This window comes from Novosphingobium percolationis, from assembly GCF_020179425.1.
Lineage (GTDB): Bacteria > Pseudomonadota > Alphaproteobacteria > Sphingomonadales > Sphingomonadaceae > Novosphingobium > Novosphingobium percolationis.
Genome location: NZ_JAILYM010000002.1, coordinates 711,719 through 725,487 on the forward strand (window position 1 = coordinate 711,719; position 13,769 = coordinate 725,487).

Consider the following 13,769-nt stretch of genomic DNA (forward strand, 5'->3'; position numbering starts at 1 on the left):
CGAACAGAAACCGGCACGGGGAATCGGCGAAGATGCAGGACAGGGTGCTCCCCCTCGAAGGAATCCACAATTTCCGCGATTACGGTGGCTATCAGGGCCGCAACGGCGTGCTCAAGCGGGGCGTGCTGTGGCGCTCGGGCCAGCATGCGGGCGCTACCGAAGCCGACCTGCACGCGGTCCACGATCTTGCCATCGGCACGGTTATCGACTTGCGCGGCGACAGCGAGCGCGCGATCTACCCCTGCCTGCGCCACCCCGATTTCGACGGCAAGGTGCTGTACGAACCGGGCGAGACCGCCAGCCTCAAGGGCGTTGCCGTGCACGAGGAAATGGCAGGCGGCGTGGTCAGCGAGGCCGACGCGATCAAGGCCATGACCGCGCTCTACGAGCGCCTGCCGTTCCGCCCGGTGCTGGCCGGAACCTACCGCCTCTATCTGCGCGCGCTGGCCGACAAGGACCATCCCACGCTGCTGCACTGCCTGGCGGGCAAGGACCGCACCGGCGTTGCCGCCGCGCTGGTCCACACCCTGCTCGGCGTGCACCACGACGATGTGATGGCCGATTACCTTTTGACCAACACGGCGGGCAATGCCGAGGCGCGCATCGCCGCCGGGGCTACCGCCGTCCGCTCGGGCTTCGGCGCGAAGATGGAAGACGGCGCCGTCCGCGTCCTCATGGGCGTGCGCCCCGAATTCCTCGAAACCGCCTTCGCCTCGATCCGCAAGGAATACGGCTCGGTCGAAGCCTATGCCGAACAGTTGCTCCACGCCGGTCCCGAAACGGTCAGCGCCATGGAAGCCAACCTTGTCATGTAACGAAACGAAGCCCTCTCCCACGTGAGAGAGAGGACTGCCAAGCTTACGTGCCTCCCATAAATCCGTCACCCTGGACTTGATCCGGGGTCCCGCGGCCTGTGCCGTCGAGAGGAAAGCGGCTCCCGGGACAAGCCCGGGGTGACGGATCAAGGGCCAGGCGAATTGCCAGCGCCCCTCAGAACTCGACTTCGAGCTGCAGCTTGACCTGCCCCTTGGTGTCCGCGCGCGCCTTGTCGATGGCGAACAGGTAGCCGGCTTCGATCTCGATGTCCGGGCCCAGGCCTTCGATCTCGGTCTTGACGATCGGCCCGACGAAATGTTCGGCGCGCGGTGCGAAATGGTGGAAGGTGCCAAGTTCGCCATAGGCTTCCACGCCCAACCGCAGTTCATCACCCAGCACCGCGTAGTCCGCCGAGGCGGCATAGCCGACTTCGACCTTCTCGCCTGCCGCCAGATGCTTTTCGAAGATCAGGTTCAGCCGCGCGTCGATCGGCCCGGCCTTGCGCTGCAGGATCAGCTTGCCTTCCACCGCGTCGGATGTGTCGCGCTGCAGGCCTACCTCGTATTCGCCATAGACGGCCACATCGATCCCCGCGAAGCGCCCGACGGTATAGATCGCCTCGACTGCGGCGGCTTCGGCCTTGCGTGGGCCGCCCTTGTCGCGCTCCAGTTCGAGCAGCGTCGCCACCCGCAGGCGGTCGGTCGGCGAATAGGTCACTTCCAGCTTGGCCGCGTTCTCGCCGCCGTCCGGGCCACCGGCCAGTTCGCCCAGTCGCGCTTCCAGTTCCAGTTCGCCCTTGGTCGTGGTGGCGTCGTACACTTCGTCGCCAAGCCCCGGTGCTGCCTGTGCCACGCCCGGCGTCAGCGTGCCTACGGCGCAGGCGGCCAGCGCCGCGATCATAACGTTCCGCATTCGATTCCCCCTTGGTCGATTCCCGCCAGGCCCGGCCTGCCTGATGTGCGCCAGCTAATGCGAGCAACTTGCATTAGCAATACAGAAACGTTCAGACACAAACATTGCTTTGGATCAAACAAGGGAAAAACTGCGCCTGCGGACTCGTAATCACCGGGCAGGGATTCTATCTCGACCCGCGACTGGAGGACCTCATGGCGACGACCCACAAGACCCGCATGCTCATCATCGGCTCCGGCCCGGCCGGGCTTTCCGCCGCGATCTATGGCGCGCGCGCCGGGATGCAGCCGATCGTCGTGCAGGGGCTTCAGCCCGGCGGCCAGCTGACCATCACCACCGATGTCGAGAACTACCCCGGCTTTCGCGACGTGATCCAGGGCCCCTGGCTGATGCAGGAAATGCAGGCCCAGGCCGAACACGTCGGCACGCGCATGATGTGGGACACCATCCTCGACGTCACGCTCGATGGCTCGCCTTTCCGCGCCACGGGCGACAGCGGCGATATCTACGAAGGCGACGTCCTCGTCATCGCCACCGGCGCGCAGGCCAAGTGGCTTGGCGTGCCGGGCGAGCAGGAGCTGTCGGGCAAGGGCGTTTCGGCCTGCGCCACCTGTGACGGTTTCTTCTATCGCGGCAAGAAGGTCGTGGTCATTGGTGGCGGCAATACCGCGGTCGAAGAGGCGCTCTACCTCACCAACCATTCGAACGACGTCACCCTGATCCACCGCCGCGACAGCTTGCGCGCCGAAAAGATCCTGCAGGAACGCCTGTTCGCGCATCCCAGCATCAAGGTGCTGTGGAACCAGGCGGTCGAAGGCTTCTCGGCCAGCGCCGATGGCCGCGCGCTCGGCACGGTCGACCTGGTCGATACCGTGACCGGCGCAAAGTCGCAGGTGCCGACCGATGGCGCTTTCGTCGCGATCGGCCACGCGCCTGCGACCGACCTGTTCAAAGGCAAGCTGGAACTCGACGAATCCGGCTACATCGTGGTCCAGCCCGGCACGCCCAAGACCGCCATCCCCGGCGTCTTTGCCTGCGGCGACGTGATGGATCACACCTATCGTCAGGCCGTTACGGCAGCCGGTACGGGCTGCATGGCCGCGCTGGACGCCGAACGCTTCCTCGCCGACCTCGACTTCGCCGCCGCGAAGGCCGAAGCGGTAGCGTAAGGTTGCACTGGGGGGCCCCGCGAAGGCGGGGACCCCACGGCGTTGCACCGCCCCCACGGCATCTTAGAAAGCTAGCCGACCGCCTCCACCAGCCGCGCCACGAGCCAGTCGCGCGCCTCGTCGCCATCGAAGGCGTGGCCTGCGCTGGCATGGCGGCGTACGCGCGCATCCTTGCGCTTCCACGCTGCCTCGAACAGCTGCGCCGTGCGGTCGCCCTCGGCCAGCAGGATGGTGACCGGCCCCGCGAACTTGCCGAGCGACATCTGCATCTCGCGCGCCAGCCGCGTCTGGCCGGGCGTCAGCGCCGCGCCCTGCACATCGCGCGCCACGCCCCGCAGGTCGACCCCGCCGGTCAGCAGCCGCTTCCATTCGCGTCCGCTCGCCAGCCGTGCGGCATAGCGACGCCACAGCGCCTTGGGCGGTACGGCGGGCGCCCGTCCATCGGCCTCGTCGCGGGTCCAGGGATTGACCAGCACCAGCCCGTCCAGCCCCAGCGCGGCCCCGTGCAGCGCCAGCGCGCTGGCCGCGTCGCACACTCCGAAGCCGATCACGCGCTTCAGGTGCGGCGCATCGTGCCGGAACGCGGCGATGGCGGCGGCGATGTCGGCCGCGCTCGACCGGAAGCCCTCGTTGTCGCCCTCGCTCTGGCCCACGCCGCGCCGGTCGAAGCGCAAGCAGGGCACGCCTTCCTCGCGCGCCAGCCGGGCGGAAAGCTGCGCCATGCCGCCGAACGCGCCGCTGCGGATCTCGTTGCCGCCTGAAACGAACAGCACGCCGGTCGGCCCCGCCGCCGCTGATGTGTCGAGCGTGCCCGCCAGCAGCGCGCCTTCGCACGTAAAGCTCAGGTGTCGCCGCATCATGGCGCGATGATCCGCGCCAGCGCTGCCGCCTGCGTCGCGTCCTCGCCCGGCTCCACCCGCGACCACAGCGCAGCCCCGCCGCCCAGTTCCGACAGGTGGATCATGCGCTGGCCCTCGTTCGCCGGGAACGCCCCCTCGAGCCCCGCGATCATCGCCGGGTTGAGGTGATAGCCCGCCAGCGTCAGCCCCGATGCGCGCCCTTGCTCCAGCAATCCCTCGACGCTCAGCGCCGGTTCGCCTGCCTCGCGCGCGGCCAGCACCCGCGCGCGCAGCAACTGGCGCAGCTGCGACAGGCCGCGCTGGGGTTCCAGCACCCAACCGGGCAGATGGGCGGGAAACACCAGCGCCCCACCGCGCACTGCCAGCACCTCGGTAGCGCCAAACTGCGCTTCGGCATCGGCCATGGCGAGGCGCCAGGAATGCAGGCTTTGCGTAGCAAGGTCCTGCGTGCTTTCGTTGCAGCCGGGCAGGTCGGGCAGGAAACTGTCGAGGCCGGCCCCATCGAGCAGCCGCATCGTCTGCGCCAGCAGGCGGCGGGTTCGATTCTGCTCCTCGAACAGTGGAGGCACGATCAGCAGCCGTCGCGCGCGGCCGCGATCGAAGGCAAGCGCGTGCTCCTCGGTCGGGCCTTCGGGGCCGGGACAGGTCCAGGTCGCGAGCAGGGGAGCCTCATGGCGCGTGATGGTATCGTCAGGCCATAGCTCAATATGGTGAAGGTGTCGTTAGGTGTCTTTAGGTGTCGTTCAGGTACGTTTAGGTGCCGTTCTGCTCATCTCACCCTTGCGACCGTGAACGACAGAAGATTTCCATAGGTTTCAAGAACTTCTCCGTCGATATCGTCGTCATCGATGACGATATCGAAGCGATCCTCGATCTCGGTCAGCAGGCCCGCCACCGCCATCGAATCAAGCTCGGGCAGCGCGCCGAACAGGGGCGTATCGCCATCAAATGCGGCCACGGTTTCGGCGCTAAGGCCCAGCACGTCACGCAGGATCGCGCGCAGCCGTTCGTCGGTTTCGTCATTGGCCAAGGCGTTCACCCTCAAAGCTCCCTGGATTTATCGTGTTTTTTCCGCCTCTAGCCAGCGGGGGCGGGCGACACAAGAGGGCGTCGCACCATCCTGGCCAGCCCCATCCGGGCGAGGCGTGGCCAGCTTCTGTGATGAGAAGGTCGATGATATTCAAGGCGATAGCGGGGGCGGCTGGCCGTCATCCAGTCGCGTTTGTAGCGGTCGTCACCCGTTCCGAAATCGATCCGCGCGACGCCGTCCACGGTCATGACATGGCGGAACAGAGCGTGGCTGAGCAAGGTTCCCGCCGATAGCGCTTTCGCCCGCTCGTCATGGGCAAGTTTATGAATCCACGCGGTTTTACCTTCGATGGTCCAGAACTGCGCGGCCACGGCCACCCCATCGGCGCGCGCCAATCCCAGCCGCAGCGCGCCCGCCGCGCCTTCGGCCTGCGCGAAGCGGCGCAGGAATGCGGGGCTGCCTTCGCCGGGCTTCCAGCTGCGGGCGTAAACCGTTTCATAGTCTGCCCAGTCGACGTCGGAAAAGGCCGTGGCGATGGTCAGCACAACCGCGCCGCCGCGCCCCTTGCGCCGCACCGTTTCGCGCAGGGCGCCGGGGCGGGACGCCCACCAATCCTCATATCCATTTTCAGGAATGTCCATGAAGTGATTGATATCGTTTTCATCTATTGCGCCCCACCAGCCCTGACCGCGAAACGCGCGGGCGAGCGCGATGGCTTCGGCTTCGGGCATTGGCGCCAGCCGCACCGGCTGCGTCAGGCTGGCGATGATCGCACCGAGCAGATCCGCGTCGAGCGATCCCAGCGGGCGCACGAAGAAGTTGTACCAGTTGCCCAGTTGTTCCAGCCCCCACGCGGTCTGGCGCAAGGGCAGCACGGCGATCCGGTCTTCATCGCGCGCCACGGCGAGGAAGCAGCGGTCGGCCGGAAAGCATTCGTCGGCCAGCAGCGTGAACCAGTCGAGCCGGTCGAACGGCGCGCTGGCATCCGAGCGCGCCAACAGGCGTGCAAGCACGGGATCGGCTTGCGCTTGCACCAAATCAGCGTGATAGACCCGGATTCCCAAGTGCCTGCCTGCCTTCAAACCCAAGGGATTTCGCGTGTCCGCACCCCTCGACGCCACCGTCTGTCCGCTCGATCACCTGCCGCTGCGCGGGCTGGCCGATGCGCCCGCGCTGGTGCTGCGGCACGCCACGCTGACCTATTCCGACCTCGACCGCCGCGTCGGCCAGCTCGCGGCCTGGCTCAAGCGCAAGGTATCGGGGAAGGGTGAACGCATTGCAACCTGGGCGAGCAAGGGCGAACTGACGTGCCTGATGCCGCTCGCCGCAGTGCGCGCCGGGCTGGTCCACGTGCCGATCAACCCGTTGCTCAAGCGCGCGCAAGTGGCCCACATCCTTGCGGACAGCGGCGCGAAGCTGCTGGTTGCCAACAAGGCGCGGCTCGATACGCTGGAACCGGACGACCGGGCTGTCGCCGTGATCTTCGATGAAGGCGAGGTTATTTTCGAAATCAATGATTTGAATCCTCTTTCTCCATCAAATTGCGAGGATCAGGATCTCGCGGCGATCCTCTATACCAGCGGCAGCACCGGACGGCCCAAGGGGGTGATGCTGTCGAATGCCAACCTCTGGCTCGGCGCGGTGAGCGTGGCGCATTACCTGCGATTGGCGCCAGACGACCGCGTGCTGGCGGTGCTGCCCTTCGCCTTCGACTATGGGCAGAACCAGCTGCTGTCGGCGTGGTTTACGGGCGGCACGGTAATCCCGCTCGACTACCTGATGCCGCGCGACGTGGTGAAGGCGGTCGACCGGCACGCCGTCACCACCATCGCCGCCGTGCCGCCGCTGTGGCTGCAACTGGTCGAACTTCCGTGGCCGTCTGAAGTCGCGGGCAAGCTGCGGCGGTTGACCAACAGCGGTGGCGCATTGACGCCATCGCTGGTGCGGGCCTTGCGTGCCACGTTCCCGCAGGCCGATCTCTATGCGATGTACGGCCTGACCGAGGCGTTCCGGTCGACCTATCTCGATCCGGCGCTGGTGGATGAACATCCGACTTCGATCGGCAAGGCGATCCCCTTCGCCGAGATCATCGTCGTCAACGACGATGGCCGAGAGGCCGCGCCGGACGAGGAGGGCGAACTGGTCCACGCCGGACCGCTGGTGGCGCAAGGGTACTGGCAGGATGCCGAGCGTACCGCCGAGCGGTTCAAGCCCGCGCCGCCGTTTTCGAAGCTGGGCGGCATGGCCGTGTGGTCGGGCGACCGGGTGCGCCGCGATGCGCAAGGCCTGCTGCACTTCGTCGGGCGGCGCGATGCGATGATCAAGACCAGCGGCAACCGCGTCAGCCCGCAGGAAGTCGAGGAAGCAGCCGTGGCGACCGGGCTGGTGGCTGAAGCCGTGGCGCTGGGCGTGCCCGATCCGCAACTGGGGCAGGCGATCCACCTCGTAGCGCGGGCGACGGGAGAGGCGGACACGGCGGCGCTGATCGCGGCGCTGACGCGCGCGCTACCCAACTTCATGGTGCCGCGCCATGTCCACTGGCGGCAGGCGATGCCGGTCAGCCCCAACGGCAAGCTCGATCGCGTTGCGCTGGCCGCCGAACTTGCACAGGAACTTCGCGTATGAAACCGCTCGGCCCCATTCCCGCAGGCTTTGCCGCGATCGACGGCGAACTGGCCATTGCCGGGCGCAAGGCGAGCGACATCGTGGCGCAGGCAGGCACCACGCCGCTATTCGTCTATGCGCGCGAGCGGCTCGACGCGCGCCTTGCGGAACTGCGCGCCGCGATGCCGACGCGGCTGGACATTCACTACGCGGTCAAGGCCAACCCGTTCGGACCTTTGCTGGCGCACATGGCGGGGCTGGTCGACGGGTTCGACGTGGCGTCGGGCGGGGAACTGGCGCTGGCCGAAGCGGCGGGGATCGACCTCGCGCGTGTCAGCTTTGCCGGGCCAGGCAAGCGCGATGCCGAGTTGGAGCTCGCGATTATCAAGGGTGTGACGCTCAATCTTGAGTCGGCACGCGAAGCCGATCGGGCGCTTGCCATTGCGGAGCGCCTCGGCGTGACACCGCGCCTTGCCATTCGCGTGAACCCCGATTTCGATCTCAAGGGATCGGGCATGAAGATGGGCGGCGGGGCCAAGCAGTTCGGCATCGACGCCGACAAGGTGCCCGCGCTGGCGCGGCGGCTGGTCGATGCCGGGGCGCAATGGCGCGGTTTCCACATCTTTGCCGGATCGCAGGCGCTGGATGCCGCCGCGATCATCGAGACGCAGGCGCAGACGCTCGAACTGGCGGCGCGGCTGGCGCAGGAGGCCGGCGTCGCCCTGCCCAAATGCAATCTCGGCGGGGGTTTCGGCATTCCCTACTTTCCGGGCGACAAGCCGGTCGATGTCGCTGCCGTGGGTGCGGCGCTGGGCGAGCGGTTCGCGCATCTGCCCGAGGTGTTGCGCGAAACTCGATTCTGCATTGAATTGGGGCGCTATCTTGTTGGCGAAGCAGGCGTTTACCTGACACGGATCGTTGACCGCAAGGAGAGCCACGGCGAAATCTTCCTCGTCACCGATGGCGGGCTGCACCACCAGCTGGCAGCCAGCGGCAATTTCGGCACCGTGGTCCGCCGCAACTATCCGAGCGCCATCGCCAGCCGCTTCGATGCGCCGGTGGAGGAGGAGGCGAGCGTGGTCGGTTGCCTGTGTACCCCGCTCGATCGCCTGGCCGACAAAGGCGGATTTCCGCGCGCCGGCGAAGGCGATCTGGTCGCGGTGTTCTGCGCAGGCGCCTATGGCGCCAGCGCCAGTCCGGTTCATTTTCTGGGACAAGGTCCGGCGGCAGAAATTCTCATTTAGCGCAACGGTTTAACGCATTGCACCCAAGGCGTCCCAATTCGGGACCCGAGGGGGAATCCGCTTGCCACTTCGCAGATTGCGAACAAGGCTAACGCTCTGTTCACCAGTGGGCCGTATTGCCCGGGGGAGCGTGGTCGCAATCCCTTGCCCCATGTCCGGCCGTGGACGGGGTGGGCTGCGTTCGCGCCGAAGCTCCGAAGGACCTTGCATGTCTACCGTCTTGCGCCTGCGTTTCCTGTTCTCTGCCACAGCGCTTGGCGGCTTGGCGCTGTCAGGTTGCGCCGAGGCGAGGCCTGCGCAGCAGCTGCCACCTGCTGCCTTCGTGGCGTTGCAGGAAGGGCCGGGCGAGGAATACGTGATCGGTCCGCTCGACGAATTGACGATCTTCGTCTGGCGCAACCCGGAACTGGGCGCGAGCGTGCAGGTGCGGCCCGACGGGCGCATCACCACGCCGTTGATCAACGACATGCCGGCCGTGGGCAAGACCCCGTCGATGCTGGCCGAGGATATCAAGCTGCAGCTTTCGCAGTACATCCAGGAGCCGATCGTCTCGGTCATCGTCAACAAGTTCGCCGGCACCTTCAGCCAGCAGGTGCGCATCGTGGGGGCGACCGAAAAGCCTTCGTCGATCCCCTATCGCGCCAACATGACGCTACTCGATGCGATGATCGCGGTGGGCGGCCTGTCCGAATACGCAGCGGGCAACCGCGCGCGGCTGGTGCGCTTCGACAAGCAGACCGGCAAGCAGAAGGAATACAACCTGCGTATCGGCGACCTGCTCAAGAAGGGCGAGAGCAAGGCCAACGTCATGCTGATGCCGGGTGACGTCATCATCATCCCCGAAAGCAATTTCTAAACGCGATCGGGGGCAAAGGGGGCCATGACCAACATCTACGAGGAAGTGCGCATCGCACTCTACGGGATCTGGAACCGGCGCTGGCTGGCGCTGGGGATCGCGTGGGTGGTGTGCCTGCTCGGCTGGCTGTCGGTGGCGATGGTGCCCAATTCCTACCAGTCGAAGGCGCGCATCTTCGTGCAGATCGACGATGTGCTGTCCGACCAGATCGGCATCGGCGGCGACCGCAAGCGCGACATCGAGCGCGTGCGCCAGACGCTGACCAGCGCGGTCAATCTGGAAAAGGTCGTGCGGGCAACGCGGCTGGGCGACAAGGTGACCAGCGACAAGGAAATGGAAGGCGCGGTTGCCAGCTTGGGCAAGGCGGTCAAGGTCGTCAGCCAGCAGGACAACCTGTTCGAGATTTCGGCGACGTGGGGCAGCCGGGGCTATTCCGACGTCGAGAACGCCAAGCTGGCGCAGGACGTGGTGCAGAAGATGATCGACATCTTCCGCGAGGAAAACCTGGCCGGCGGGCGCGGCGAGATGACCGATACCATCGCCTTCATGGACCAGCAGTTGCAGGACCGGCAGAAGGATCTCGAAGCCGCCGAGCAGCGCCGCCAGGCCTTCGAGGCCAAGAACGCTGCGCTGATGCCGGGCAGTGGCGGGATCACGGCACGGATGGAAGGCGCGCGCAGCGAACTGCGCGGGGTCGATTCGGACTTGCTGGCGGCGCAGAGCGCGCTGGCGGCGGTCAACGGCCAGCTTTCGGGCACGCCGCCCACGCTGATGGTGCCGGGCGCAGCCGGCGGGGCGCGGGGTGCGCTGTCGCAGGCGCAGTCCGAACTTGCCGGGATGCGCGCGCGGGGCCTCACCGACAGCCATCCCGACGTGCAGGCGCTGAAGGCGCAGATCGCGGGCCTTTCGCGGCAGGCGGCGGGCGAGGGCGGTCCGGTGGGCACGCCCAACCCGGCCTATGTCTCGTTGCAATCGATCAAGGCCGACCGGCAGGCGAGCATCGTGGCGCTGCAATCGCGCAAGGCTTCGCTCCAGCAGGATCTCGCGCAGCTTTCCACGCAGCAGTACAGCGAACCGGCGGTCGCGGCAGAGGCATCGCGCATCAACCGCGACTACGACGTGCTCAAGGAACAATACGACAAGCTTCTGCGCGATCGCGAACAGCTGCGCCTGCGCGGGCAGGTGGAAAGCGAGCGCAACGCGGTGAAGTTCGAGGTGATCGATCCCCCGACGACCCCGCGCAGCCCTTCGGCCCCCGACCGGCCGATGTTGCTGACGCTGGTGCTGGTGGTGGGCCTTGTAGCCGGTTGCGGCGCGGCCTTTGCGATGGGGCAGTTGCGGTCGAGCTATTCGACCACGGGCCAGCTGGAGCGCGCCACGGGGCTGCCGGTGCTGGGCTCGATCTCGCTGACCGTCACGCGCGAGCAGCGGGCCGAGGGCTGGAAGCAGCTCAAGTGGTTCGGCGGGGCGACGGTGGGGCTGTTCGCTGTGCTGATGGTGCTGCTGGCGCTGGAATACATGAAGCGCGGGATGGTCGCGTGAGCGAGGGAGGCGACGATATGCCGAAAGGCGCAACGGCGCAGCGGCGCTCGCTGATCGAGCGGGCCGCGGGGCGCTTCGGGCTGGACGGGTTTCCGGTTCCGCCCGCGCCGCCGGTGGTGACGCCTCCGGTCGTCGCGCCTCCGGTCTACCCAGCAGCGGAGCCTGCGGTTGAGGACGCGCCGGTCGAGACCGATCGCGTGGCCGAACCCGCGCCTGCGCCGTTCGCGCCTTTTGCACCGCCGGTTGCGGAACCGGCGCCGTTCGACCCGCCGATCGATGGCATTCCGGCGCAGCAGGTGTTCCGTCGTCCGATCCATGCGATCGACCGCGGGCGGCTGCGCGAGCTGTGCCTGATCGAGCCTGATGGCCCGGTCACGTCGTTGCTGGAGGAGTTCCGCATCGTCAAGCGGCAGCTGCTGCTGACGGCGGCGGAATCGCGCAAGGGCCGGGGCGCGCCGCATGGCGAGCGCATCCTGATCTGCTCGGCGCATCCGGGCGAAGGCAAGACCTTCACCGCCGTGAATCTCGCGCTGTCGATTGCGGCGGAGAAGGACAACGAGGTGCTGCTGGTCGATGCCGACTTCGCCAAGCCGAGCGTGCTGTCCACGCTGGGCCTGCCGGGCGGGGCGGGGCTGATGGATGCGCTGGTCGATCCCGCCATCGCGGTCGAGGACTGCATCCTGGCGACCGACGTGCCGGGGTTGTTCGTGCTGCCCGCAGGCAATCCGAGCGGGCACGATACCGAGTTTCTGGCCTCGGCGCGAACGCGTCGCGTGCTCGACCGGCTGACCGCGCAGGCGCCCAGTCGGATCGTCATCTTCGACAGCCCGCCAGCGCTCGCCGCCTCGCCGGCATCGGAACTGGCGATGCACGTGGGGCAGGCGCTGATGGTGGTGCGCGCCGACCGCACGGGCGAGGCCGCGTTGCGCGATGCGGTGAACATTCTTGCCGGGTGCGAGGACATCAAGCTGCTGCTCAATGGCACGCGCTTTTCGCCCACGGGTCGCCGCTTCGGCACCTATTATGGCTACAAGGACTGAAGGGGATGGCACTGGCGCGACATCTCGGCCTTGGCCTCGCGGTGGCGTTGACCGCCTTGCCGCTCACGCCCGCGCTGGCGCAGGCCAAGGACGACCCCGAAGCGCCGACCGGCGGCGAGGCGGACAAGCCCGCGCGCCACGGCGGCGGCGTGCGGCTCGTGCGGACGAAGATCCAGCCCTATATCGAGGTTCGGCAGAACCTGATCAAGCAACTGCGCCCCGGCGACGATACCGTCACCTACACCGCGCTGGCAGCGGGCGTGGACGCCCAGTTTGCCGGGCGTCGCACGCAAGGGTCGGTTTCGCTGCGCTATGAACGGCGCTTTGTCGAGAAGGGCGGCTTTCGCGACGGCGACAGCATTTCCGGCCTGGCGCGGGTGCAGCGTGACCTGATAGACCGCACCTTGCGCGTCGAGGTGGGCGGCATGGCATCGCGCACGCGCGTCGATAGCGCAGGCAACGGCCTGGTCGATGGCGGGCGCTTCACCGATTCGGTCAGCCAGGTCTATGCCGTCTATGGCGGGCCGACCTTCACCACGCGTGTCGGCGACGTGAAGCTCAACGCCAGCTACATGGCGGGCTATACCGAAGTGAACGACAAGGACGCCCTGCAACTGACGCCGGGCGGCCCGCGCATCGACATCTTCGACCATTCGGTGACGCAGAACGCGCAAGTGTCGGCAGGCGTGCGTCCGGGTGAGGGACTGCCGGTGGGCGTGACCGTCAACGGCGGTTATACGCAGGAAGACATCTCGAACCTCGACCAGCGCATCCGGTCCTTGCGGGCGGGCGCGCAGGTGACGGTGCCGGTGACGCTGAGCCTTGCGGTGGTGGGCGACGTGGGCTGGGAACACGCGCAGGTTTCGTCACGCGATGCGCTGCGCGATGCCAGCGGCAACCCCGTGATCGACAGCAACGGCCACTACAAGGTCGACCGTTCGCAGCCGCGCCAGCTGGCCTATGACAGCAACGGCCTGACGTGGGACATGGGCGTGATCTGGCGGCCGAGCCGTCGCACCTCGCTGTCGGCCTTCATCGGCAAGCGCTATGACAGCACGACTTACTACGGGTCGTTCACCTACAACCCCAATGCGCGCCATTCGCTGCAGGTCTCTGTCTATGACGGAATCTCCGGCTTCGGGTCGAGTCTTGGCAGCCAGCTGCAAAGCCTGCCGACCGATTTCGACGGCGGGCAGGACCCGTTCGGCGGCGGCGTCACCGGCTGCGGCTTCGGCGGCAGCGGCGGGGCCTGCCTCAACGGGCCGTTCGGCTCGCTCGCCTCGTCGGCGTTCCGGGGGCGCGGGATCAACGCGACTTATGCGCTGACGCTGCACCGGCTGCGCTTCACGCTGGGCGCTGGCTATGCCAACCGGCGCTATATCGCCGGGCGCGATACGGTGCTGGGCCTGGTCAACGGCACGGTGTCCGAGAACGTCTATGTCAACGCAGGCGTCGGCGGGCCGATCGATGCGCGCTCGAACTTCGGGATCAATGTCTACGAGGCTTGGTTCCGCAATCGCATCAATCCACTGGGCGATTCCAACGCGATGGGCGTTTCGGCCTCCTATTTTCGCCGCCTGACCGACCGACTGGTGGCGACCGCGGCGCTGGGTTTGGATAGTGTTAACTATAAAGTGGTTGAGGATCAGCTTATCCTCACGGGCCAGTTGGGCCTGCGCTACAATTTCTGACGGAG

Annotated in this window: 13 protein-coding genes; 8 read left to right on the plus strand and 5 right to left on the minus strand. The window is 67.0% G+C overall.

Annotation, left to right across the window (positions count from 1 at the left end; translation table 11 throughout):
- Window positions 1–32: 32 nt before the first annotated feature.
- Window positions 33–815 carry a tyrosine-protein phosphatase gene (locus tag K3A84_RS07830; RefSeq protein ID WP_225008759.1) on the plus strand — a complete coding sequence of 261 codons (783 nt, stop codon included), beginning with the start codon at window positions 33–35 and terminating at the stop codon, window positions 813–815.
- 175 nt (window positions 816–990) lie between these two features.
- Here K3A84_RS07830 and K3A84_RS07835 read toward each other — a convergent pair whose 3' ends face one another.
- The gene (locus K3A84_RS07835; RefSeq protein WP_225008760.1) at window positions 991–1,728 is read right to left on the minus strand and encodes a hypothetical protein; all 738 of its coding nucleotides are present in this window, start codon (window positions 1,726–1,728) and stop codon (window positions 991–993) included.
- Window positions 1,729–1,922: 194 nt separating this feature from the next.
- On the opposite strand from K3A84_RS07835, the gene trxB reads away from it, so the two are divergent.
- A complete protein-coding gene (trxB, locus tag K3A84_RS07840; protein ID WP_225008761.1) occupies window positions 1,923–2,897 on the plus strand; it encodes a thioredoxin-disulfide reductase in 975 nt (324 codons plus the stop codon).
- Window positions 2,898–2,968: 71 nt separating this feature from the next.
- On the opposite strand, the gene K3A84_RS07845 is transcribed toward trxB, so the two are convergent.
- The 4 genes from K3A84_RS07845 to K3A84_RS07860 form a co-directional block, all read right to left on the minus strand.
- Window positions 2,969–3,757 carry a hydrolase 1, exosortase A system-associated gene (locus K3A84_RS07845; RefSeq protein WP_225008762.1) on the minus strand — a complete coding sequence of 263 codons (789 nt, stop codon included), beginning with the start codon at window positions 3,755–3,757 and terminating at the stop codon, window positions 2,969–2,971.
- Entirely contained in the window at window positions 3,754–4,326 is a 573-nt protein-coding gene (locus tag K3A84_RS07850; RefSeq protein ID WP_225008763.1) for an alpha/beta hydrolase family protein, read from the minus strand. The genes K3A84_RS07845 and K3A84_RS07850 overlap by 4 nt, the downstream gene beginning before the upstream one ends.
- 200 nt (window positions 4,327–4,526) lie before the next feature.
- Entirely contained in the window at window positions 4,527–4,796 is a 270-nt protein-coding gene (locus K3A84_RS07855; RefSeq protein ID WP_225008764.1) for an acyl carrier protein, read from the minus strand.
- A 38-nt stretch (window positions 4,797–4,834) separates the two neighbouring features.
- The gene (locus K3A84_RS07860; RefSeq protein WP_225008765.1) at window positions 4,835–5,785 is read right to left on the minus strand and encodes a GNAT family N-acetyltransferase; all 951 of its coding nucleotides are present in this window, start codon (window positions 5,783–5,785) and stop codon (window positions 4,835–4,837) included.
- A gap of 100 nt (window positions 5,786–5,885) precedes the next feature.
- On the opposite strand from K3A84_RS07860, the gene K3A84_RS07865 reads away from it, so the two are divergent.
- The 6 genes from K3A84_RS07865 to K3A84_RS07890 all read left to right on the plus strand — a co-directional run bounded on the left by K3A84_RS07865 (window position 5,886) and on the right by K3A84_RS07890 (window position 13,764).
- Window positions 5,886–7,412 (plus strand): acyl-CoA ligase (AMP-forming), exosortase A system-associated, encoded by a 1,527-nt coding sequence (locus K3A84_RS07865; protein ID WP_225008766.1) that lies wholly within the window; start codon window positions 5,886–5,888, stop codon window positions 7,410–7,412.
- Entirely contained in the window at window positions 7,409–8,635 is a 1,227-nt protein-coding gene (locus tag K3A84_RS07870; protein WP_225008767.1) for a pyridoxal-dependent decarboxylase, exosortase A system-associated, read from the plus strand. Before K3A84_RS07865 ends, K3A84_RS07870 begins: the two co-directional genes overlap by 4 nt.
- Window positions 8,636–8,843: 208 nt before the next feature.
- Window positions 8,844–9,491, plus strand: a complete 648-nt coding sequence (locus K3A84_RS07875) for an XrtA/PEP-CTERM system exopolysaccharide export protein (protein WP_225008768.1) — start codon at window positions 8,844–8,846, stop codon at window positions 9,489–9,491.
- Between the two features lie 24 nt (window positions 9,492–9,515).
- Window positions 9,516–11,033, plus strand: a complete 1,518-nt coding sequence (locus tag K3A84_RS07880) for an XrtA system polysaccharide chain length determinant (RefSeq protein WP_225008769.1) — start codon at window positions 9,516–9,518, stop codon at window positions 11,031–11,033.
- A 17-nt stretch (window positions 11,034–11,050) separates the two neighbouring features.
- Window positions 11,051–12,073: an AAA family ATPase gene (locus tag K3A84_RS07885; protein WP_263626215.1), complete on the plus strand. Its 1,023-nt coding sequence runs from the start codon at window positions 11,051–11,053 to the stop codon at window positions 12,071–12,073.
- 5 nt (window positions 12,074–12,078) lie between these two features.
- Window positions 12,079–13,764 carry a preprotein translocase subunit YajC gene (locus K3A84_RS07890; RefSeq protein WP_225008771.1) on the plus strand — a complete coding sequence of 562 codons (1,686 nt, stop codon included), beginning with the start codon at window positions 12,079–12,081 and terminating at the stop codon, window positions 13,762–13,764.
- The last annotated feature ends 5 nt before the right edge of the window (window positions 13,765–13,769 follow it).

Excerpts from the sequence above, each read along its gene's own strand:
- K3A84_RS07830 (WP_225008759.1), top strand. The coding sequence starts at position 33 with ATGCAGGACAGGGTGCTCCCCCTCGAAGGAATCCACAATTTCCGCGAT.
- K3A84_RS07835 (WP_225008760.1), bottom strand. The coding sequence starts at position 1,728 with ATGCGGAACGTTATGATCGCGGCGCTGGCCGCCTGCGCCGTAGGCACG.
- trxB (WP_225008761.1), top strand. The coding sequence starts at position 1,923 with ATGGCGACGACCCACAAGACCCGCATGCTCATCATCGGCTCCGGCCCG.
- K3A84_RS07845 (WP_225008762.1), bottom strand. The coding sequence starts at position 3,757 with ATGATGCGGCGACACCTGAGCTTTACGTGCGAAGGCGCGCTGCTGGCG.
- K3A84_RS07870 (WP_225008767.1), top strand. The coding sequence starts at position 7,409 with ATGAAACCGCTCGGCCCCATTCCCGCAGGCTTTGCCGCGATCGACGGC.
- K3A84_RS07875 (WP_225008768.1), top strand. The coding sequence starts at position 8,844 with ATGTCTACCGTCTTGCGCCTGCGTTTCCTGTTCTCTGCCACAGCGCTT.
- K3A84_RS07880 (WP_225008769.1), top strand. The coding sequence starts at position 9,516 with ATGACCAACATCTACGAGGAAGTGCGCATCGCACTCTACGGGATCTGG.
- K3A84_RS07885 (WP_263626215.1), top strand. The coding sequence starts at position 11,051 with ATGCCGAAAGGCGCAACGGCGCAGCGGCGCTCGCTGATCGAGCGGGCC.
- K3A84_RS07890 (WP_225008771.1), top strand. The coding sequence starts at position 12,079 with ATGGCACTGGCGCGACATCTCGGCCTTGGCCTCGCGGTGGCGTTGACC.